21 protein-coding genes are annotated in these 21,626 nt (G+C 33.5%); 13 read left to right on the top strand and 8 right to left on the bottom strand.

The genetic code is table 11. From position 1 onward, the window contains the following. Positions 1–125: 125 nt before the first annotated feature. Together JMUB898_RS02515 and JMUB898_RS02520 are read left to right on the top strand one after the other, a co-directional pair. On the top strand, positions 126–788 hold the full coding sequence (locus JMUB898_RS02515) for an ABC transporter ATP-binding protein (RefSeq protein WP_037541807.1): 663 nt from the start codon (positions 126–128) through the stop codon (positions 786–788). Then, positions 781–1,557: an ABC transporter permease gene (locus JMUB898_RS02520; RefSeq protein WP_002444197.1), complete on the top strand. Its 777-nt coding sequence runs from the start codon at positions 781–783 to the stop codon at positions 1,555–1,557. The genes JMUB898_RS02515 and JMUB898_RS02520 overlap by 8 nt, the downstream gene beginning before the upstream one ends. Positions 1,558–1,625: 68 nt before the next feature. Here the strand turns inward: JMUB898_RS02520 and JMUB898_RS02525 are convergent, their stop codons facing one another. Continuing rightward, a complete protein-coding gene (locus JMUB898_RS02525; protein WP_002444196.1) occupies positions 1,626–3,095 on the bottom strand; it encodes a sensor histidine kinase in 1,470 nt (489 codons plus the stop codon). Then, positions 3,088–3,759 carry a response regulator transcription factor gene (locus JMUB898_RS02530; RefSeq protein ID WP_002444194.1) on the bottom strand — a complete coding sequence of 224 codons (672 nt, stop codon included), beginning with the start codon at positions 3,757–3,759 and terminating at the stop codon, positions 3,088–3,090. Before JMUB898_RS02530 ends, JMUB898_RS02525 begins: the two co-directional genes overlap by 8 nt. Positions 3,760–3,906: 147 nt before the next feature. Between JMUB898_RS02530 and JMUB898_RS02535 the strand changes: the two genes are divergently transcribed. Beyond that, positions 3,907–4,140, top strand: a complete 234-nt coding sequence (locus JMUB898_RS02535) for a hypothetical protein (RefSeq protein WP_002444192.1) — start codon at positions 3,907–3,909, stop codon at positions 4,138–4,140. Positions 4,141–4,275: 135 nt separating this feature from the next. Beyond that, positions 4,276–5,442: an MFS transporter gene (locus JMUB898_RS02540; RefSeq protein WP_002444190.1), complete on the top strand. Its 1,167-nt coding sequence runs from the start codon at positions 4,276–4,278 to the stop codon at positions 5,440–5,442. 42 nt (positions 5,443–5,484) lie between these two features. On the opposite strand, the gene JMUB898_RS02545 is transcribed toward JMUB898_RS02540, so the two are convergent. Both JMUB898_RS02545 and JMUB898_RS02550 read right to left on the bottom strand, forming a co-directional pair. Continuing rightward, positions 5,485–6,843, bottom strand: coding sequence for a carboxylesterase family protein (locus JMUB898_RS02545; protein WP_002444188.1), 1,359 nt, complete (start codon positions 6,841–6,843; stop codon positions 5,485–5,487). A gap of 85 nt (positions 6,844–6,928) precedes the next feature. Further along, on the bottom strand, positions 6,929–8,608 hold the full coding sequence (locus JMUB898_RS02550; RefSeq protein ID WP_002444186.1) for an APC family permease: 1,680 nt from the start codon (positions 8,606–8,608) through the stop codon (positions 6,929–6,931). Positions 8,609–8,792: 184 nt separating this feature from the next. Here JMUB898_RS02550 and JMUB898_RS02555 point away from each other — a divergent pair, with 184 nt between their 5' ends. Next, entirely contained in the window at positions 8,793–9,392 is a 600-nt protein-coding gene (locus JMUB898_RS02555) for a YdeI/OmpD-associated family protein (protein WP_002444184.1), read from the top strand. Positions 9,393–9,542: 150 nt separating this feature from the next. Here JMUB898_RS02555 and JMUB898_RS02560 read toward each other — a convergent pair whose 3' ends face one another. Continuing rightward, positions 9,543–10,595 carry a 2,3-butanediol dehydrogenase gene (locus JMUB898_RS02560; RefSeq protein ID WP_002444182.1) on the bottom strand — a complete coding sequence of 351 codons (1,053 nt, stop codon included), beginning with the start codon at positions 10,593–10,595 and terminating at the stop codon, positions 9,543–9,545. Positions 10,596–11,107: 512 nt separating this feature from the next. Here JMUB898_RS02560 and JMUB898_RS02565 point away from each other — a divergent pair. From JMUB898_RS02565 to JMUB898_RS02580, 4 genes are read left to right on the top strand one after another with little or no spacing between them, the layout of a single operon-like run. After that, the gene (locus JMUB898_RS02565) at positions 11,108–12,379 is read left to right on the top strand and encodes a betaine/proline/choline family ABC transporter ATP-binding protein (RefSeq protein WP_002444181.1); all 1,272 of its coding nucleotides are present in this window, start codon (positions 11,108–11,110) and stop codon (positions 12,377–12,379) included. After that, complete coding sequence (locus JMUB898_RS02570; protein WP_002444179.1) at positions 12,379–13,014, top strand: ABC transporter permease; 636 nt, start codon at positions 12,379–12,381, stop codon at positions 13,012–13,014. Before JMUB898_RS02565 ends, JMUB898_RS02570 begins: the two co-directional genes overlap by 1 nt. A gap of 21 nt (positions 13,015–13,035) precedes the next feature. Then, entirely contained in the window at positions 13,036–13,980 is a 945-nt protein-coding gene (locus JMUB898_RS02575) for an osmoprotectant ABC transporter substrate-binding protein (RefSeq protein WP_172594856.1), read from the top strand. Continuing rightward, on the top strand, positions 13,980–14,666 hold the full coding sequence (locus JMUB898_RS02580) for an ABC transporter permease (RefSeq protein ID WP_002444175.1): 687 nt from the start codon (positions 13,980–13,982) through the stop codon (positions 14,664–14,666). Before JMUB898_RS02575 ends, JMUB898_RS02580 begins: the two co-directional genes overlap by 1 nt. Before the next feature lie 80 nt (positions 14,667–14,746). Here the strand turns inward: JMUB898_RS02580 and lrgB are convergent, their stop codons facing one another. Further along, on the bottom strand, positions 14,747–15,448 hold the full coding sequence (lrgB, locus tag JMUB898_RS02585) for an antiholin-like protein LrgB (RefSeq protein WP_002444173.1): 702 nt from the start codon (positions 15,446–15,448) through the stop codon (positions 14,747–14,749). A 3-nt stretch (positions 15,449–15,451) separates the two neighbouring features. Beyond that, on the bottom strand, positions 15,452–15,898 hold the full coding sequence (gene lrgA / locus JMUB898_RS02590; protein ID WP_037541652.1) for an antiholin-like murein hydrolase modulator LrgA: 447 nt from the start codon (positions 15,896–15,898) through the stop codon (positions 15,452–15,454). Positions 15,899–16,436: 538 nt separating this feature from the next. Between lrgA and JMUB898_RS02595 the strand changes: the two genes are divergently transcribed. From JMUB898_RS02595 to JMUB898_RS02610, 4 genes are all read left to right on the top strand, one after another. Further along, positions 16,437–17,837, top strand: coding sequence for an MFS transporter (locus JMUB898_RS02595; RefSeq protein WP_002444167.1), 1,401 nt, complete (start codon positions 16,437–16,439; stop codon positions 17,835–17,837). Positions 17,838–18,076: 239 nt separating this feature from the next. Next, positions 18,077–19,009 (top strand): 2-dehydropantoate 2-reductase, encoded by a 933-nt coding sequence (locus JMUB898_RS02600; protein WP_037541651.1) that lies wholly within the window; start codon positions 18,077–18,079, stop codon positions 19,007–19,009. Positions 19,010–19,168: 159 nt separating this feature from the next. Beyond that, positions 19,169–19,642 (top strand): DUF1440 domain-containing protein, encoded by a 474-nt coding sequence (locus tag JMUB898_RS02605; RefSeq protein WP_002444163.1) that lies wholly within the window; start codon positions 19,169–19,171, stop codon positions 19,640–19,642. 51 nt (positions 19,643–19,693) lie between these two features. After that, complete coding sequence (locus tag JMUB898_RS02610; protein WP_037541649.1) at positions 19,694–20,545, top strand: NAD-dependent epimerase/dehydratase family protein; 852 nt, start codon at positions 19,694–19,696, stop codon at positions 20,543–20,545. 85 nt (positions 20,546–20,630) lie between these two features. On the opposite strand, the gene yidC is transcribed toward JMUB898_RS02610, so the two are convergent. After that, positions 20,631–21,452, bottom strand: a complete 822-nt coding sequence (gene yidC / locus JMUB898_RS02615; RefSeq protein WP_037541647.1) for a membrane protein insertase YidC — start codon at positions 21,450–21,452, stop codon at positions 20,631–20,633. Between the last annotated feature and the right edge of the window lie 174 nt (positions 21,453–21,626).

Below are 21,626 nucleotides of genomic sequence, written 5' to 3' on the forward strand. Positions count from 1 at the left end.
CGTGTGCTTTTTTATTTTCAAGACAAATTAAATAATCAGAAAATATAAATATTTAATGACTCTAGTTAAAAATCTTATATTAGGGAATATAAATACGAATGGGTTCAGAGAAAGGAGCGTTAGTCTTGCTATTAAAAGTAGAAAATCTTACATATGAAGCGGATAAGCGAACAATATTAGACGACATCAACCTTAATATTGAAAAAGGAGAAACGATTGCTATCATTGGGCCTTCTGGAAGTGGGAAGAGTACGTTATTAAAACAGCTTAACAATTTAATTAGCCCTACAAAAGGAAAACTCTATTTGCATGATAAGTTGTACGAAGATTACTCTCCAGAAGAATTAAGATCACGTGTCAGTTATCTTATGCAACAGAGTGAGTTGATTAGCTCAACCATTGAAGATAATATGAAATTTCCTTGTGAAGCAAGAGGGGACAAGTTTGATAAGGAAAAGGCAAAGCAACTCATCAATCAAGTAGGTTTAGGCAATTACGATTTAGATGCTGAGATAGAACACATGTCAGGTGGGGAACGACAAAGAATTACGATTGCACGTCAACTTATGTATGAACCTGAAGTCTTACTGTTAGATGAGTCAACAAGTGCTTTAGACACTAAAAATAAAGAAAACATCGAAAAGATTATCTTTGAATTCGCTAAAAAGGGGATAGCGATTCTTTGGATTACTCATAGTGATGACCAAAGTATGCGTCATTTTCAAAGAAGGATTACAATCACTGATGGTAAAATTTCGAATGATGAGGAGTTGAGCGGGCATGAGTAGTACAGCATTGTGTTTAACAGCACTGTTATTATTAATTCCAATATTTATTTCGTACAAGGAAGGCTTACATATTATTAAAGATTTAGTTATAGCTACTATAAGAGCTGCTATACAATTAATAATCTTAGGCTTCTTACTACATTATATTTTCAAAATTAATGAAAAATGGTTATTAATGATTTGTGTGTTAGTGATTATTATTAATGCATCATGGAACACAATTAGTCGTGCTTCACCAGTGATGCATCATGTGTTTTGGATTTCATTCGTAGCCATCTTTGTAGGTACTGCATTACCATTAGCGGGCACGATTGCTACTGGCGCGATTAAGTTTACAGCTAACGAAGTCATTCCAATCGGAGGAATGTTGGCGAATAATGGCTTAATTGCGATTAACCTAGCTTATCAGAATTTAGATAGGGCCTTTGTTCAGGATATTTCAGGTATAGAGTCGAAGTTAACTCTTGCTGCTACACCTAAGTTGGCATCTAAATCTTCCATTAGAGAAAGTATACGTTTAGCTATTGTTCCTACAATTGATTCAGTTAAAACGTATGGTCTTGTTTCAATTCCTGGAATGATGACTGGTTTGATTATAGGGGGCGTACCACCTTTACAGGCTATTAAATTCCAATTGTTAGTTGTATTTATACATACAACTGCAACGATTATGTCAGCATTAATCGCTACTTACATGAGTTACGGACAATTCTTTAATGCACGACACCAACTCATCGCAAGAACCGCAGATGTTAAAGAAGAGGATTAATAAATAAAGATGGAACGCCTTATATAATGCTTTGAATTTGCATATAAGCGTTCCATTTTTTGCCTTATTTAGATATTTTCTTTAAGTGTTATTTTAAAATGAATAGCATCATAACATTGTAAAATTTGAATGTCTCCTTCATGATAATTAATTGCTTCTTTGATAACAGAGAATCCTACGCCATGATTCTTTTTATCTCTTTTTGTTGTAACACTTCGTTCCAAAACATCCTCTAGATTAATATTTTTATCAAATCCCTCTCCGTTATCTTTATAATTTATGGTTAACTGAGACTCATTTTTTTCTAGTTCTATTTCAATTGAAGGATAAAATTTATTATGTTGAATACTATTATCTATTAAATTCATGAACAACCTTTCAAAATATAGTTTATTTCCATAAAAATTTGTTTTAGCTTCGAATAGATAGCCCACATGAATTTTTGAGTAATTCAAGGAAGAAATAAGTTTATTAATAGTTTGTTGTATATTAAACGATTGTTTGTCACTTTTCATTTGAGAAGTTTCCACATCAAAATTGGTACTTAAAGACTCAATTAATTTATTCATATATTGAGCTTTTTCAATAATTAAATTCTGATAATGCTTTTGGGTATCTGCTACTTTAATTAATTTAGAGTATCCATATATCGAAGTTAAAGGAGATTTTAAGTCATGAGATATCTGGTTTAACCATTTTTCTTTATAATAATTGATTTGATTTTGATAGATTCTGTCATTCAAAAGTTGATCATTGAGATTAGACAAAGATTCATTAAGTTCCGTGTATAATTTTTTTGATCTTTTCTTGATTTTACCTTCTTCAGGCTTGAACAGCTTTCCATTGGATAAATTTTTTATCCAGTCTGTATAGAAAAATAAAGGTTTAGTTAGTCGCTTAGATACAAAATAGGCTGTAATTAATGCTAAGATGATATCTAATATGATAAATATAGCTAATACGATATAAAGCTCATAGCCTTTAATATCATTTGAAGTTGAAACTTCATCAGGACCTAGTACAGGTCTTTGATTGGTATTTTTATAAAAACTTATTTGTTGATTGTTATTTAGATTATAACGATATTTATTAAAGTCTTGAGTTGCAATGCTATCTAATAATTTACTTGTACTAACATCATCAATATTTTTTATTGAAGTATGAGATTTATTCTTATAAATAAATACGAAGTAACCACCTTTATAGAAGGGGATAGAATGAGCGTAATTGATATTTTTTGATATTTCAATTTTTATGGATATATTTGATTTATTTTTTGGATATATTACTTTTTCTTTATTATTAATTATATAAATCTGAGTGTTGGTTTTACTAGCTAAGTTTTTTAGGTGGTTATCTGGTTCAGTTTTGTTTGAGAACAAATTGAAGTAATCAGGATCCAAATTTCTAAAATCACCGTAAATATATTTAAACGAAAAAAATATAACGAATATAATAGTAGTAAGGGTTAATATTAAATTGATTGATAAAAATATCGCCAAGTATTTAAAGAACTTAAGTGTAAATCTCTTATTCATCTTTAACTTCCTTATACATATATCCTTTGCCTCTCACTGTTTTTATTAATTGAGGATGATTGGCATCGGACTCAATCTTTTTTCTAAGTGTTCTAATATGAACCATTAAAGTATTATCATCCACACTCGTGTGAAATCCCCAAACTTTTTCATAAATTTGGTCTTTAGAAAGAACTTGATTTCTATTATTTACAAGAAAAAGCAATAAATCATATTCTCTTGAAGTTAAATTTATAGTTTTATCTTTTACCTTAACTTCTGTAGAATTAAAATCAATTTTAAGATTTTTATAACAATAACTCGTTTTATCATTATTTAAATGTAGTGCTACTCTATAGTATAATTCCATTGGATCAAATGGTTTTTTTATGTAATCTACTGCACCATTTTCAAACCCTCTATACACATCAATTGAAGTATTTTTGGCTGTAACTACTATGATGGCAGTTTCATTTAAATTCACGTATTTAATAAGTTGGTAACCATCCTCAGAGTTTAAATTTAAGTCCAACAAAATAACTTGGTAATGTGTTTGTTCAATCATTTCTTTTGCTTTACTAATTTCTGATGCACAATCAATATTTGTAATACCCTGATTGCTTAAAGATAGCTTTATAAGTTCTTGGATATCTCTATCATCTTCTATAATTAAAATTCTACTCATATATAGACACCTCAACTTTAGTTTAATTCTAAATACTTAAATAAACTATGGATATTACAAGATTTAAGGAAGAATTAAGGTAAATATAAAATGATTTTAAGTTTACCTCTCTATACTGGCATTAATAATTAAAAGAGAGGTAATAAGATGAGAGGACTTGCAAATGTATTAAGTATTATAGCGACACTATTTGGAGTCGTTTTATTTACAAGATTTATTTGTATATTACTAAATCAATATTATCATTTAAATATTGTGTATAAAGACCTCATTTACAATGATTATCTAATGTACACACTGATGATAAGTATGGTATTATGCATTATTATCGAAGAGTATATAAGACATCACTTTTTAAATGAAGGTGAAAATAAAAATTAACGTAATAGACACCAAAAATGAATTTTATATTATATAATGAAACAGTTACGAATCTTTAAAATAGTTTGTAGCTGTTTTTATTTTTGGCTACAAATCTTTCTAAGACAATCTATTTTTTGTGAAAGGAGATTAATTATGTCTATTGTGCGAATTGCAACTTTTATATTGAGTGTTTTTATTGTGGGAATGGTCGAAATGATGGTTGCTGGAATCATGAATTTGATGAGTCAAGATCTTCATGTTTCAGAAGCGGTCATTGGACAGCTCGTTACGATGTACGCCCTCACGTTCGCAATTTGTGGTCCAATTTTAGTCAAGCTGACAAACCGATTTTCAGTACGACCTGTTTTATTGTGGACGTTATTCGTCTTTATTATTGGTAATGGTATGATTGCGATTGCGCCAAATTTCCCAATTCTAGTGGTTGGACGAATTTTATCTTCAGCAGCAGCGTCGCTAATCATCGTAAAAGTCTTAGCACTTACAGCCATGCTGACTAAACCTAAGAATAGAGGTAAGATGATTGGCGTGGTTTATACTGGATTTAGTGGTGCGAATGTCTTTGGTGTGCCTATTGGAACGATGATAGGCGACTGGGTTGGATGGCGTTTCACGTTCTTATTTATTATGTTGGTCAGCGTTGTAGTTGGTTTATTAATGATGATGTATCTTCCTAAAGATCATGAATTAGCACATGCCAATCCTTCTTCTGAAAATGAAACGCAAACACCATCACGTATTTTACGACCTGCTGAAATAGTAAAATATCTCATTATCACATTTCTCGTGCTTGTAGCAAATTCAGTGACATTTGTGTATATCAATCCATTGATATTATCTAAGGGGCATGAATTGTCATTTGTTTCTCTCGCATTACTCGTTAATGGTGTTGCGGGTGTCATTGGCACATCACTTGGTGGTGTCTTTTCAGATAAGATTACAAGTAAGCGATGGTTAATCATTTCAATATCGATATTCATCATCATGATGCTTATATTAAATCAAATTCTAGCTGGAACTGTGATATTATTGATTGGGCTATTCATATGGAATATTATGCAGTGGAGTACGAATCCAGCTATTCAAAGCGGTATCATTGAACATGTTGAAGGTGATACGAGTCAGGTTATGAGTTGGAATATGTCCAGTCTTAACGCGGGAATTGGATTTGGTGGCATCGTTGGTGGATTAGTCATGTCACATTTATCCGTTCAAGCTGTGACGTATACAAGTGCAATTATTGGATTATTAGGCCTGATTGTTGTTATCACTTTAAAGAATATTCATTATGCTAAAAATTAAAAACTGGTACGCTCATGAATAGAGAAGATGAGCGTACCAGTTTTATTTGTATATAAAAGTAGATTGCGTATCACGTTGATACGGAGACCAAGGCATTTCACTATATCTTGCAAAATATGCTAAATCTGATATCATTCGCTGACTTAAGTCTATATCACTTTTAATGATGTCATATTGATTTGTAGTTAAAATATCTAAATGGCCAAACCAAAACACGATATCGAGAATATGATAAGCAGTTTTAAAATGTGTACTATTCGGACGGCACCAATCAAAACGTGCGAGCCATTTATGAGGTGTATGGATATGTTGTAAAAGGTGGATGGCTGGTTCTATAAAGTAGTATTGAGTGATGAGCTCTCTTTGTTGTTGTGCAGTTCGTGCATGATTTTTAGAGATATCTATATCATACAATTTCATTACTTCGACAAAACGAGATGGTGAGAGTGTTCTTGATTCATTTTCAATATAAATGTCACCTTCAGAATTTGTAAAACTCATAAATACTGGTTTCGGAAAGTCATCTATAGTTCTTGTCATGATAGGGCTTTGAATAGGACGATAAATTAAATCTAGACTTCTCGATTTACCTCGTTCTGATTCATGTAAATCCATAAGACGTAAGATGTCTTCGTGAGTAAGAGATTCAAGAGATTTTCCTGGGTAATAGGTATTGATCAACGTCGAAAAATGATTCGCCTTTAATTGAGCGTTCTCTTTAGTTTCATTAAATAACGCACCACTTAACAACATAACTTTATGATAATACGTATCTAATTCTGGTATTTGCATTAAAGCAAGGATGCTCATACTTCCTGCAGATTGTCCCATTAAAGTCACATTGTTAGGATCACCACCAAAGTATTCAATATAATGATGCACCCACTTTAAAGCATTCATCTGATCAGAAAGCCCGTTGTTATAATCAAATTGAGGATCTAGCGCTGACCAATCTAGAAAGCCTAATGCACCTAGGCGATAATTAAATGTAATCACAATGATATCTTCATGTTCAACGATATGGTAAGGATTATATAAGTCTGCTGTTCCATGACCCTGCGTAAATCCACCCCCGTAAAAATAAACAACTACGGGTTTTATCTTACTGCTACAACTTTTTCTCCATATATTGAGATACAGACAATTTTCATTTTGTATAAAACTGTTAAAACCATTTTGTTGAGTTGAAAAGAAATCTTCAAGCGCATTATAAGGTTGAGGTGGAATAGGTTGGACCTTCCTTGCATCAATATATGAGTTGCTGATTCCATGGTTCAATTGAGAATGTTTAAAACGTGAAGTTGCATTGAATGGTTGCGCATAGGGGATACCTAAGAATCTATCAATTTGACCATCACTGATTCCATTAATCGTTCCACCCTTAACGTTAACTTCTACCATCTCTTCATCTCCTTAATGATCTTATTTTAAATAGTAACATTAAAAAACGCTCGAGACATTGATCTCGAGCGTTAGGTCATGTGATTTAGTTGTTTTGTTCTTGGCGGTCTCTTTCTTTCCAATCTTTATGTCTTGCTTTTCTACGGCGTTTTCTTAATTTATCGCCCATCTTCTTGTTCAATTTATTAGCACGTTTGAAGTAGATACTTTCGAAATAACTTGTCGTACCTAATTGATAGAAGATTAATGCGACGATTGCAATCACTAAGAAATCCCATGGATAATGAATCCAGTTCATACCTTTGAATTCTTTACTTCCTATGAATGATAAGAAGGCTAGAACGATAAGATAAATGATAATCCATAAACTACCGCCGATTTGTTTTTTAGTATTTTTCCAATTCATCTTATATTCATAGAAGAAATAAATTGGTAAACCTAAAATAATAATGAAAATAACTTCTGCAGTTGTCGGCCACATTGCCCAATAAATTGCAAGTGACGCAAGAACGAATGACAATGGTGCCATAAATTTCAAGATGTTCGCTTTGAATGGACGTGTCATCTTAGGTGCCATTTTACGTAATGAAATAACTGTTGTTGGACCTGTTAAGTAAGCAACGAGTGTTGCAGTGGAAATAACAGCTGCCAATGTACCCCAATCACGGAATAATGTAACCATAATCATACTTACAATCGCGTTAAATGCAATGGCAACACGCGGAATATTATATTTTTCATTCATTTTTCCTAAGAATTTAGGAATATGACCATTCTTTTCCATAGCGCGTAATACACGACCAGTAACTGCGACGAATGATACGCCAGTACCAAAAGGAGATACTACGGCTTCAACATATAATAAAATAGCAAGCCAGTTAATTCCTAATAAGATCGCCATATCTGCGAATGGTGAATTGAAGTTGATACCATTCCAACCATGTTCATGAATCATAGAACTTGGCATTGAAGTAATAAATGTACTTTGAAGAATGATATATAATACTGCACTTAATGTAAGCGAAATCGCAATACCACGTGCAATATTTTTCTCAGGATTTTTAATTTCAGAACCCATATTAATGATTGTTTGGAATGCATTAAATGAGAAAATGATACCTGAAGTTGTTGTCGCAGCAAAGATTGGTGCACTACCATATGGCATGAACGTACTTGCTGAGTGACCATAGTTGTTTGTATCAAATCCTGAAATCATTAACATAATGATTGTTAATAAAGGTACTCCCAATTTAAATACTGAAATTAAACTTGTAAATGAAGTTAATAATTTAACTGACCAGTAGTTTAAAAGTGAGAAGATTGCGATAATGATGTAAACGGCAAATAAACCAATCGTACTGATGGAACCGTCTTTCATTAAAGCTCCCATAGGTTTAGCCCAGTCCCAAGGCCAAGAACTCATATACTGTACAGCAGAAACAGCTTCAATTGGGATAATTGTTACGAGTGAAACCCAATTGGCCCATGCTGCAATGAATCCAAGTAGTGATCCGTGAGTATACTGTGCATAGTTACTCATACCGCCTGATTGAGGGAACATTGTTCCGATTTCGATATAGTTGTAAGCTATCGTACCAATAACTACGAAACCAATAATCCAAGAAATGATGGCGGCTGGACCCGCGATAGATGAAGCCTCCCATGCACCGAATAACCAACCAGAACCGATAAGAGAACCAAGTCCTAGTAAGACGAGTTGCGAGAGGTTAATCTTACTACTTTTCGATTTATTATTTTTTTCCATAATTACTCCTTTTTATATGCTGAAAAATTCAACAAATTACTACGCTACAATTATACGCTAGATTATTTAATAGTCAAATTGTGTATTTGTATAAATTTAATAAACTTTGCATAATTCGATTTTTCTGAAAATTAATTATATAATAGGCTTTAATACTAAATAAAAGGATTGGAAAGATTAAATAATGGTGAATAAACAAAAAAATGAAAAAGTAGAAGAATTTTTAAATAAAGATAGTCAATGGCAAGAATGTTATCAATTTCTTAGAGATTTAATTTTTCAAGATACAGAACTTGAAGAAACTTATAAATGGATGCACCCGTGTTATACATTAAATGGAAAGAACGTGGTTCTCATTCATGGCTTTAAACATTATGTAGCGCTTCTCTTCCATAAAGGTGCCATATTAGAAGACAAATATGGAACATTAATTCAACAAACTGAAAAAGTACAAGCAGCACGTCAACTTCGATTCGAAAGTTTAGATGAAATTAAAAATCGCGAAGAGGAAATTAAATATTATTTAAATGAAGCAATTAAAACTGAAAAAGCAGGTAAAAAAGTTGAGATGAAGAAAAATGAAGACTATGAAGTACCTGAAGAATTAGAACAGAAATTTGCAGAAAATCCACAACTTAAAGAAGCTTTTTATCAGCTAACACCTGGACGACAACATCAATACCTGTACCATTTCTCACAAGCAAAACGCAGTCAAACACGTATTAATCGCATTGAAAAGTATGTGGATCATATTTTAAATGGAAAAGGAATGCAAGATAAATAAAAAGGAATTTATCTAAAGCATGACAAAATCACATCGACTCAACCCGAATCAAAATAAACTGTCGATAAAGCCAAAGACTTTATCGACAGTTCTAAGTGAACAGATTCCAACTTGTTCACTCTTTTTATTTCACTCTAAATTCGTATAGAATTATTTTTGGTCGCCATTCAAACGTACTAAAATTTTAGCTTGAGATTTGTCATTTACAAGTTGATTAAATCCACTTTCAACGATATTATCTAATTCAATTTCATCAGTAACTACATCTTTAACATTTAAGCTACCGTTTGCGATTAAGTCGATAGTTTGTTGGAACGTTGTAGGTGTGTAAGCAATTGTAGTTGTTAATTTAACACCTTTATTCATTTGTAGTAGTGGGTTAAATTCTACCGGATGACCGAAAATAGCCACAATCACTGATGTGCCTCGAGGACGTGTCACTTCGATAGATTGTTGTAATGTAATACCTACGCCAGCGACTTCAAATGATACATCTACACCATTGTCAGTATGTTCGTAAACTGCTTTCACTGGGTCTACATTTGCAGAATTGAAGGTATGTGTTGCACCAACGCTTCTCGCTTTTTCTAAACGTTCTTCAGATAAATCGAAGACAAAGATTTTACTTGCGCCAGCCGCTTTCGCTGCGATAACAGTTAATAAACCAATTGGTCCTGCTCCAAATACTGCGACAGTGTCACCGAATAATAATTCGCCTTCCTTAACTGCTTGTACTGCAACGGCAGTTGGTTCTACAAGTGCGCCTTCACGTGCTGTTACATTATCAGGTAAATGATATACATTTGTTTCAGGTGCATTAGTGAATTCAGCAAATCCACCGTCTGAGCCTAAACCAATAAATGAATAACCATCATATAAATCGATGTTTTCTTCTTTTTCACGTTTAGAAACTGTAGGATTTACAACAACACGGTCACCTTTTTTGAAACGCGTAACGTCTTTACCGACATTTTCTACTACACCTGAAAATTCGTGACCTAACGTCACAGGTGCTTTTTGACCTAATAGTGGGTCGGGTTTGTCTGTTGAAATGAAAATAGGTCCTTCTAAATATTCATGTAAGTCTGTGCCACAAATACCTGTCCATGATACTTTCACTTGAACTTCATTATCTTTCAATGCTTTAGGTTCGCGATCCTCTACACGTACATCTTTTTGTCCATACCAGACTGCTGCCTTCATATTTAACAACCCCTCAATTGTAAATTTGACATCCGAAACTTCTTCAGTCTTTTGATTAGCGTAATAATTCTTATTACACTTTGAGAATAATACTATTATTATGGGATTTCAATAGTTTACGGCAAAATTATGTGAAATAATTCACGAAATTTTAATTTCCTATTTTTCTCACTGAAAATTAATTTTCCAATGTTATAAATGTAGATATCATTGCTTTTTTATAAAAACTTTAACTTAAAAAATTGTTACTATGTGCCCGTGAGCAATGTTTAATAAAATAATATAGGGTATATAGTTATGTAACGGTCGAAGTTCAAGCCAGCCCATGAGTGTACAGTTTTGAGCAAGCTTTGTTATTACTCGTGTATGATTACATATTTAAAATTTTAAAAGCAAAGGCCTCTGCGCTCTTGTTTAACTTATGAAACTATTTGTTTAACAACTGCTCTTGAGGTCTTTTATTTTTGAAAATGAGCTTCGTTACTTTAACCACAAGAAAGGGGAACACAACTATGTTAAGTATCAAAAACTTAACCAAAATTTATTCAGGGAATAAAAAAGCGGTTGATAGTATCTCTTTGGATATTGAATCAGGAGAATTTATCGCATTTATTGGGACAAGTGGTAGTGGTAAGACGACTGCCTTACGTATGATTAATCGTATGATTGAGGCAACTGACGGCCAAATTACGATGAATGGGAAAGATGTGCGTAATATGAATCCTGTTGAATTGCGTAGAAGTATTGGTTATGTCATTCAACAAATTGGATTAATGCCACATATGACTATTAGAGAGAACATTGTTTTAGTACCTAAACTCTTAAAATGGTCTAAAGAAAAGAAAGATGCTAAAGCGAAAGAATTAATTAAATTAGTAGATTTACCTGAGGAATATTTGGATCGTTATCCTGCAGAATTATCAGGGGGTCAACAACAACGTATCGGTGTCGTACGTGCACTGGCTGCTGAACAAGACATCATTTTAATGGATGAACCGTTCGGAGCACTGGATCCAATTACTCGTGACACGTTACAAGATTTAGTTAAAGAATTGCAACAAAAATTAGGTAAAACATTTATTTTCGTCACACATGATATGGATGAAGCCATCAAATTGGCAGATAAAATTTGTATCATGTCAAAAGGGCAAGTCGTTCAATACGATACGCCAGATAATATTTTAAGAAATCCAGCTAATGATTTCGTTAAAGATTTCATTGGTCAAAATCGTCTTATTCAAGATCGTCCGAACATGAAGACAGTAGAAGGTGCCATGATTAAGCCGGTAACTGTTCATGCAGATGATTCATTAAATGATGCGGTCAATGTGATGAGACAACGTCGTGTAGATACGATTTTCGTTGTGAATAATCACAACACGTTGCTAGGGTTCTTAGATATCGAAGACATTAATCAAGGTTTAAGAACAGGTAAAGAACTTATCGATACAATGCAACGTGACGTATATAAAGTACATATAGATTCGAAATTGCAAGACTCTGTGCGTACCATTCTTAAACGTAATGTAAGAAATGTGCCAGTCGTCGATGATCATAACCAACTCATTGGCTTGATTACCCGCGCCAACTTAGTAGATATCGTTTACGATTCTATCTGGGGTGAAGACGAAAGTGAGACTACTAAGGCTGAGACCTCTTCTGAAAATGGTTCCCACAATCGCGTACAACAAGAGCAAGAAGAGAATATTGCGCAAGAATCGGAGTTACAACATAAAGGAGCCAACGAGCCTGACGATACTCAGAAAACGGGAGTTGATCAATAATGGGTGCATTCTTCCATGAGTATGGCGGTCAACTAGTATCAAAAACGATAGAACATTTCTATATTTCTATTATTGCGTTACTCATCGCAATTGTTGTAGCAGTACCTATAGGCATCTTGTTATCTAAAACGACACGTACAGCCAATGTCGTGTTAACAATCGCAGGGGTGCTTCAAACGATTCCTACGCTCGCAGTGTTAGCTATTATGATTCCGATTTTCGGTGTAGGTAAAACACCTGCAATTGTAGCTTTATTTATCTATGTATTATTACCGATTTTAAATAATACAGTATTAGGTGTGAAAAATATTGATAAAAACGTCATTCAAGCAGGTCAAAGTATGGGAATGACTAAAATGCAGTTAATGAAAGATGTGGAGTTACCACTTGCGTTGCCTTTAATTATCAGTGGTATACGTCTCTCAAGTGTGTACGTCATTAGTTGGGCTACACTTGCAAGTTACGTTGGTGCAGGTGGCTTAGGTGATCTTGTATTTAATGGTTTAAATCTGTATCAACCACCTATGATTATTAGTGCAGCAATTTTGGTTACACTTTTAGCATTAATCGTCGACTTTTTACTTTCATTAGTTGAAAAGTGGGTAGTGCCTAAAGGTCTTAAAGTATCTAGATAATTAAAAAGGGAGGAAACGTCATTGATGAAACATTTGAAATATACAGTTATTCTCATTGCATTGTCTCTCTTAGTATTATCTGGATGTAGTTTACCAGGCCTTGGTGATGGCAATGCAAAAGATGATGTCAAAATTACAACAACTGAAACAAGTGAAACAAAGATTATAGCTAATATGGAAAAGTTAATGATTGAACATGAAACAAAAGATAAAATTAAGCCAACTTTAATAGGTAACTTAGGATCTAGTATTATCCAACATAATGCGTTGCAACGTGGAGATGTTAATATGTCAGCGGTTCGTTATACCGGCACAGAACTTACGAGTGTACTTGATGCGAAACCGACTAAAGATCCTAAAAAAGCGATGTCAGAAACACAACGTTTGTTTAAAAAGAAATATGACCAAAAATATTACAATTCTTTAGGTTTTGCGAATACTTATGCATTTATGGTCACAAAAGAAACTGCTAAAAAGTATCATTTAGAAAAAGTGTCCGATTTAGAAAAGTATAAAGACAAATTACGTTTAGGTATGGACACACAATGGATGAACCGTGCTGGAGATGGTTATCCTGCTTTCGTTAAAGATTATGGATTTAAATTTGATAGTGCACGTCCTATGCAAATCGGACTTGTATATGATGCACTCAAAAATAAAAAGTTAGATGTAGCCGTCGGTTATTCCACTGATGGTCGTATCGCTGCTTATGATTTGAAAATCTTAAAAGATGATCGTAAATTCTTCCCACCATATGACGGCAGTCCGTTAGCTACAGAAAAACTTGTAAAAGATAATCCAAAAATCGATAAAGCTTTGAAGAAATTACAAGGTAGAATTACGACGAAAGAAATGCAGAAATTAAATTATGAAGCAGATGGTAAAGGGAAAGAACCAGCAGTGATTGCAGAAGAGTATCTGAAGAAACATCATTATTTTGATGATGAAAAAGGGGGTCAAAAATAATGAAAGGTAATTTATTACATTCAATATTAGAGTATTATTCTCTCAACTGGGCCTTCCTTTTAGAGTTGTTCTTTAAGCATTTATTGATGTCAGTGTATGGCGTCTTATTTGCATGTATCATTGGTATACCGGTTGGTATTTTTATAGCGAAATATAAACGTTTATCATGGATCGTCATTACAATTGCTAATGTTATTCAAACTGTACCAGCCATTGCGATGTTAGCCATTTTAATGTTAGCAATGGGTCTTGGACCAACGACAGTGGTAGTGACCGTATTCCTATATTCATTACTTCCTATTATTAAAAATACTTACACAGGTATTGTTGAAGTAGATGACAATATTAAAGATGCTGGCAAAGGAATGGGGATGACTGGTAACCAAGTACTTCGTATGATTGAATTACCGCTCTCATTATCGGTAATTATTGGAGGTATTAGAATTGCGCTTGTCGTAGCCATTGGTATTGTAGCGATCGGTTCATTTATCGGGGCACCAACACTCGGAGATATTATTATTCGTGGTACGAATTCAACTGATGGTACAACATTCATTTTAGCTGGCGCCATTCCAATCGCATTAATAGCTATTATTATAGATATTGGCTTACGTTTCTTAGAAAAACGTTTAGACCCAACCCGTAAAAATAAAGGACAAGAACACCAAGTTCAAAAATTAAGCTAATATCAAAAAATGAATACTTAATACAAAATATAGCTCCTAAAAGAAGTCATTACAAAACTTCATTTTAGGAGCTATATTTTTTATAGTAAGATGGGTGCGAGTATAGGCACAACAGCTACCACAATAACACCTACGATAACTACGGCAATACTCCCCATTGATTCTTCCGTTTCTCCTAAATCTTTAGCAGCAGCGACACCTAACGTATGACCACTTGTTCCTAATGCTAAACCTCTAGCGATAGGATTAGAAATTTTAAATAGTTCAACTATTTTAATACCTAGCGCAGAAATCACAACCGCATTAAGAATAACGGCTAATGACGTTAATTCTTTAACCCCACCGATACCTTCAGATACAGGTAAGGCGATAGCTGTTGTTGCAGCTTGAGGTAACATTGATGCAATAATTTGTGAACCAAATTGGAATATTTTAGCTACTAGGTAGATGAGCATCAGTGCACTCACTGTTCCTATTGCAATGCCACCAAAGATTTCAAGCCAGTATTTTTTCAATACTTCACGTTTTTTATATAACGGAATAGCGAAACTAATTGTAGCCGGCTCTAAGAAGAAGAAAATAACGTCACCACCAACTTTATATTGTTGATAGCTGATGCCAGTTACTTTTAAAAATACAATCCCTACAACCATACTGACAAATAAAGGTGCTAATAAAAAGAACCCGTTCGTCTTTTTATAGAAATATGTAGCAATCACAAATGGAATTAAGGACAGTAAAATTCCAAAGTAGGGTGTATTGATTCCTAAATGTTCAATCATTGTTTAACCTCCGATTTGACTCGTTTCTTTATTTTTCTCTCTAGAAGGGAATAATGATTTCGTCACTAAGAGTTGAGAGGCGAAACCAGTGCAGACGAGTAACAAGATAGTAGAAATAATAATCAATAATATAATTAATATTGGGCTTTTGCTTAAAATAGGCAAAGAATTGATTACTGAAATACCAGCTGGAACGAATAAGAAACTGATATTATTCGTTAGTGCTGTTCCTACTGTTTCAACTTGTTCTAGTTTGACGATGCCAGTACATAATGCGATAAATAGCAAAACGAGACCAATCACTGAAGCTGGCATTGGAATCGGAATAAATGATTCGATAATTTTAGCAATAAGTAAGACGGCAGCTAATGTTAAAGCTTGTTGGAAAAAATGATATGTTTTTCCTTGTTGAACTTTCGTATCTTCATTATTCGAATTAGAGTTTATCAAAACAATAATTCCTCCTTTACTTTCTATAAAACACATTGTAATACTTATTATTTTTTAAGTGGTGTTTAATTTATACAAATATTCAAAACGTTAATAAATCGCCATAAAAAATATATTTTTTAGACTTATTTCATCATGTATAGTGACGTGGAAAAATTTTCAAGATCGTTGAATAAAGCACTTACATTCCTATAAAGACTGGTATGGATGATTAAATATGTCGGCATACGTATTCAGTAGAGTATGGAAAAATCAAAGTAGATAGTGTAGAATATGTTTCTATATTTACAAATTTTCTAAAAATTATAAGAAATTAATGTACAAATTAAGATAACTCACGTGACACATCATTATTTAAGCTAATTATTATTAAGTATTATATGATTTAAAAAGAGAATTGATGTGTGATAAAGTTTCTTAATGTATTATTTCTAAAAAAGCAGGGGAAACTTTTAGAAAGTTGTTTCGGGAAATTATATTAAGATGAGTTAGTCTTTCATGAATAGGGTTTCTAATTCAATAGGAGGAAAAGTGATTGATGGATAATTCAAGAGCATTTAGGGGAGATAACCGCCTATTATTAGGTATCATATTAGGGGTTATCACATTTTGGTTATTTGCGCAGTCGTTGGTTAATTTGGTTGTGCCGTTGCAATCATCTTATAACAGTGATATTGGTACGATAAATATCGCCGTAAGTTTATCAGCGCTATTTTCAGGTTTATTTATTGTTGGGGCCGGAGACTTTGCGGATAAATTTGGGCGTGTCAAACTCACATATATTGGTTTGGCCTTAAATATCATTGGTTCAGTTCTTATTATCATCACGCCTTTACCAAGTCTATTAATCATTGGTCGCGCCGTTCAAGGTTTGTCAGCAGCTTGTATTATGCCGGCAACCTTAGCAATTATCAATGAATATTATATTGGTACAGCTAGACAACGTGCTTTAAGTTATTGGTCAATTGGATCATGGGGCGGAAGTGGCGTTTGTACTTTATTTGGTGGTATGATGGCTACCAATTTAGGTTGGCGTTCTATCTTTATCGTTTCAATTGTATTGACTATACTTGCTATGTTTTTAATTAAACACACACCTGAAACGAAAGCAGAACCTATTGGAAACCAACCATCCAAGTCTAAGAAGTTTGATGTCATAGGCTTAGTCATTCTTGTCGTTTGTATGTTAAGTATTAATGTTATTATTACGCAAACATCGAATTATGGTCTATTTTCTCCAATCATCTTGGGTTTAATCGCAGTGTTTATCATTTCTTTAATTGCCTTTGTGATATATGAAAATAGAGTTAAACATCCACTTGTTGATTTCGAAATATTTAAAAATAAAGGCTATACCGGCGCGACGATTTCTAACTTTATGTTAAATGGTGTAGCTGGCGGTGCTTTAATAGTAGTTAATACTTACTACCAACAAGAATTAGATTTTAATTCTCAACAAACGGGTTATATTTCACTTACATATTTAATCGCCGTCTTAATTATGATTCGTGTGGGCGAGAAAATTTTGCAAGAGTTAGGACCTAAGCGCCCGTTACTCATGGGAAGCGGTCTAACGGTGTTAGGGTTAATTTTACTATCGTTAACATTTCTCCCAGATTTCTGGTATATCACAGCAAGTGTTGTAGGATATTTACTATTTGGTGCAGGTTTAGGAATTTATGCCACACCATCAACAGATACTGCAGTAGCTCAAGCACCAGACGATAAAGTTGGTGTTGCTTCAGGTGTATATAAAATGGCTTCCTCTTTAGGTAATGCCTTTGGTGTCGCAATTTCAAGTACAGTTTATAGTGTGCTTGCTTCTCAATTAAACTTATCATTAGGCGGTTTTACCGGCGTCATTTTCAATGCCATTGTTGCATTCATTGCTCTAGTATCGATTTTAATTTTAGTACCGAAAAAACAATCAAATTTATAAGTGATTTAAGACTAGGAAAAATAGTTTTGTTCCTAAAAGGAAAACGAAGTATTGACGGCGAGTTGTCTGATGAATAGTGTGAGCCTTTAAGGAACTATGAAAGTATATTGAATCTCCTAGTCTTATTTTACAGGTAAAATTAACAGAAAATTTAGAAAAAATACTTATGATGCATTGACGCGCAGCAACAAAAGTTGTACTTTAAAAACAAAATCACTCAATTAAAGGGGATGGCTTGCATGAAAATAGCAATTGCTGGTTCAGGCGCACTCGGTAGTGGATTCGGAGCTAAATTATTCCAACATGGTTATGATGTGTCACTTATTGATGGATGGGAACCACAAGTCACGTCAATTCAACAAGAAGGGTTACACATCGATATCAACGGTTCAATGTATCATTTTGATATTCCTATGTATCGTTTCTCTCAAATTCCACAATCTGAAGTCTACGATATTGTCTTCCTTTTTCCTAAATCAATGCAACTCAAGCATGTTTTGGAAGACATACAACCTCATTTACACAATCAAACAATCATTGTATGTACAATGAATGGATTAAAGCATGAACGTGTTATTCGAAATTATGTTGAAGAATATAGAATTGTACGTGGCGTAACAACATGGACAGCAGGAATAGACAAACCAGGACGTACGCACCTCATGGGAAGTGGCCCTGTTGAAATAGGAAGTCTCGTTCCTGAAGGAAAAGATAATGTTAAAGTTGTGGTGGATATTTTAAATAAAGCTGAATTAAATGGGGTTGAGAGTGATAATTTGCATCAATCCATATGGAAAAAGATTTGCGTCAATGGAACAGCCAACGCGTTATGTAGTATCTTGGAATGTAATTTAGCTACATTAAATGACAGTAGTTATGCTAAAAATTTAATTTATCAACTGACACAAGAAATTGTTCATGTGGCTACAACAGATGATGTTTATCTTAATGTAGATGAAGTATTTGAGTATCTGATTAATTTAAATGAGAAGGTAGGACCACATTATCCATCTATGTATCAAGATTTAATTAAAGATCACCGTAAAACAGAAATTGATTATATTAATGGTGCTGTGGCTCAATTAGGTAAGGAAAATAATATACCAGCGCCAGTTAATGCATTTGTAACAAATCTTATTCATTCAAAGGAAAATCAATTGAATGCACAATAAAATTAAAGAAACAGCTTACAAGTTATAGCCTAATTAATGATTTCAGATATAAGGTTGAACGTATGCTGTTTCTTTTTTATTAATTTAAACGATATCTTATGCTTTAGTATTTTACAAAAGGGTAAACAAATACACGTAAGATAAAAAGGAGATGAAATCATGTCCAGTACATGTCGACGTATCATAGTTACAGGAATTGTCGGCGGTTTTATTGGTGGAGCTGTGAAAATGGGCTGGGAAGCGCTTATGCCCCCGAGAACACCTGAACGTGAAGAAGAACCACCGCCTTTGACATTATTAAATCAAGTCGGATTACCTGAAAAAATTAAAAATGCCTCGTATACTTACAATCAGAATGAAATTCCTCTGACGGTCATGGGTATTCATTATGGTTTCTCAATTGTGCATGCGTTTGCGTATGCCGTCTTAGCTGAAAAGTGTTCCAAAGTAACTGCATTAAGAGGTGGTTTATTTGGAATTGCTGTTAATACCTTTTTCCATGAATATCTTTTACCGCAAATGGGATTAACTCCAAAAGTTGAGGAATTACCGAAAGAAGAACGTATTTCAGAATTATTGGGACATATCGTTTGGATGAATGCCATTGATTATGTCAGATCTGCTCAAAAGTAGAGTAGATTTGGGAATTCATTTTCAGAAAAATAGAAAGAGAAGGTGAATAAATTGAGTAAAATATTCGTAACAGGTGCAACTGGATTAATTGGAACAAGATTAACAAAACGTCTCAAAGAGGAAGGACATGAAGTTGCTGGTTTCACAACATCTGAACATGGCAAACAAAAATTAGAAAGTGCTGGAGTTCAACCCTATGTAGGAGACATCTTAAAGGCTGAAACGATTGATGCAGCGATTGAAGCATTCAAGCCTGAAATCATCATTAATCAAATTACTGATTTAAAAAATGTAGATATGAGTGCTAATACTAAAGTGAGAATTGAAGGCTCTAAAAATCTTATGGATGCCGCACTTAAACATAATGTGAGAAAAGTCATTGCTCAAAGTATTGCATTTACGTATGAACCTGGGGAAGGTTTAGCGACTGAGGAGACGCCTTTAGATTATAATTCAACAGGTGACAGAAAGATTACTGTAGACGGTGTTGAGGGCCTTGAAAAAGAAACTGCACGTATTGATGAATATGTGGTACTACGTTTCGGTTGGTTATATGGGCCTGGAACTTGGTACGGTAAAGATGGTATGATTTATAATCAATTTATTGATGGAGATGTTACTTTAAGTGATGGTGTAACATCATTCGTTCATCTTGATGATGCTGTAGAAACATCAATTCAAGCGATTCATTTTGATAGTGGTATTTATAATGTTGCTGATGATGAGCCAGTTAAAGGATCTGATTTTGCAGAATGGTATAAAAATCAATTGCAAGTTGATCCAAAAATCAATATTCAACCTGCGCAACCATTTGAAAGAGGCGTAGCAAATGATAAATTTAAAGCACAAGGTGGTACTTTAATCTATCCAAGTTGGAAAGATGGTATGGACCCTATAGAATAAAATAAAGGCACGATTTAAAGTAAGACATCGCAATCATTGATTGCGTTTACGTTTCACTTTAAATCGTGCTTTTTTAATTTTTTATTTATTCTATTTCCTTTTCTTGATTCTGATTTAAATGCTTTTTAAGATTAGCAGCTTCTTGACGTGCCAGTTTACCATAATAAGAGTGGGCAAAATGCATTTGTATAATCAAGAAACCAGCACTTATACTCCAGTATAATCCTAGAGCTGAAGCTGAAGTCAATGAAGCATATGTAATAAATATGGGTGACACAACCATGATGACATAATACGTTGTTCGTTGATCTTTAGGATAATGTATTGAATTGACTAACGGCTGAATAAAATACATACTCGCTGCGATAATAGTCATAATTAAGTTAGGTTCTGTTAAATTAAACCATAAGAAATGAGGATATTTTGTAATACCATCACTAGTAGGGTATTTTAAGCTCATATATAGTCCCATAAGAATAGGGATTTGAATTATGACAGGCAAGCATCCGATCATATTTTTAAATGGATTAATACCATATGATTTATATTTTTTCATTAGTAATTGGTTTGCAGCGTTACGTTCTTCTTGTGAATCAGCATTTTTAATTTTCTCTCTAATTGCATCTAATTCAGGTTTTACTACTTTTGTTTTTTCGCGCATCATATGCATATTTTTCACTTGAATCAGCATTAAAGGAAGTAAGATAAACCGAACGATGAGTACAATCACAATAATGGCTAAACCGTAATTATCATGAAAAAGTCTCCCTAAAAAGTGAAGTAAACCATCCATAGGTTTAACAAATGTATTGTAGAAAATGCCAGTCTGATTTTCTTTCTTAGAATAATCACAACCAGTTAAAAATATAATCAAACTTAACAATACTAAAGTGAGTCGTTTATGCATCGTCATCTTCCTTCTTCTTTCTATCTCTATTTGGATAACTAAATTTTATCAAAAAATTATATACAAAGTATTAAAAAAAGCAAAAAATTGCACATCCTAAAAGTAACAAAATACGTACTTTTGAATGTGCAATCGTTCCTAAATGTTAAAAATCTTTGCTTAGATGCAATAAAA

The organism is Staphylococcus caprae (genome assembly GCF_003966625.1).
Classification (GTDB): Bacteria; Bacillota; Bacilli; order Staphylococcales; family Staphylococcaceae; genus Staphylococcus; species Staphylococcus caprae.

What these genes read in the sequence shown, in the direction of transcription:
- JMUB898_RS02520 (WP_002444197.1), top strand. Translation starts at nt 781, where the DNA reads ATGAGTAGTACAGCATTGTGTTTAACAGCACTGTTATTATTAATTCCA.
- JMUB898_RS02525 (WP_002444196.1), bottom strand. Translation starts at nt 3,095, where the DNA reads ATGAATAAGAGATTTACACTTAAGTTCTTTAAATACTTGGCGATATTT.
- JMUB898_RS02530 (WP_002444194.1), bottom strand. Translation starts at nt 3,759, where the DNA reads ATGAGTAGAATTTTAATTATAGAAGATGATAGAGATATCCAAGAACTT.
- JMUB898_RS02535 (WP_002444192.1), top strand. Translation starts at nt 3,907, where the DNA reads ATGAGAGGACTTGCAAATGTATTAAGTATTATAGCGACACTATTTGGA.
- JMUB898_RS02540 (WP_002444190.1), top strand. Translation starts at nt 4,276, where the DNA reads ATGTCTATTGTGCGAATTGCAACTTTTATATTGAGTGTTTTTATTGTG.
- JMUB898_RS02545 (WP_002444188.1), bottom strand. Translation starts at nt 6,843, where the DNA reads ATGGTAGAAGTTAACGTTAAGGGTGGAACGATTAATGGAATCAGTGAT.
- JMUB898_RS02550 (WP_002444186.1), bottom strand. Translation starts at nt 8,608, where the DNA reads ATGGAAAAAAATAATAAATCGAAAAGTAGTAAGATTAACCTCTCGCAA.
- JMUB898_RS02555 (WP_002444184.1), top strand. Translation starts at nt 8,793, where the DNA reads ATGGTGAATAAACAAAAAAATGAAAAAGTAGAAGAATTTTTAAATAAA.
- JMUB898_RS02560 (WP_002444182.1), bottom strand. Translation starts at nt 10,595, where the DNA reads ATGAAGGCAGCAGTCTGGTATGGACAAAAAGATGTACGTGTAGAGGAT.
- JMUB898_RS02565 (WP_002444181.1), top strand. Translation starts at nt 11,108, where the DNA reads ATGTTAAGTATCAAAAACTTAACCAAAATTTATTCAGGGAATAAAAAA.
- JMUB898_RS02570 (WP_002444179.1), top strand. Translation starts at nt 12,379, where the DNA reads ATGGGTGCATTCTTCCATGAGTATGGCGGTCAACTAGTATCAAAAACG.
- JMUB898_RS02580 (WP_002444175.1), top strand. Translation starts at nt 13,980, where the DNA reads ATGAAAGGTAATTTATTACATTCAATATTAGAGTATTATTCTCTCAAC.
- lrgB (WP_002444173.1), bottom strand. Translation starts at nt 15,448, where the DNA reads ATGATTGAACATTTAGGAATCAATACACCCTACTTTGGAATTTTACTG.
- JMUB898_RS02595 (WP_002444167.1), top strand. Translation starts at nt 16,437, where the DNA reads ATGGATAATTCAAGAGCATTTAGGGGAGATAACCGCCTATTATTAGGT.
- JMUB898_RS02600 (WP_037541651.1), top strand. Translation starts at nt 18,077, where the DNA reads ATGAAAATAGCAATTGCTGGTTCAGGCGCACTCGGTAGTGGATTCGGA.
- JMUB898_RS02605 (WP_002444163.1), top strand. Translation starts at nt 19,169, where the DNA reads ATGTCCAGTACATGTCGACGTATCATAGTTACAGGAATTGTCGGCGGT.
- yidC (WP_037541647.1), bottom strand. Translation starts at nt 21,452, where the DNA reads ATGCATAAACGACTCACTTTAGTATTGTTAAGTTTGATTATATTTTTA.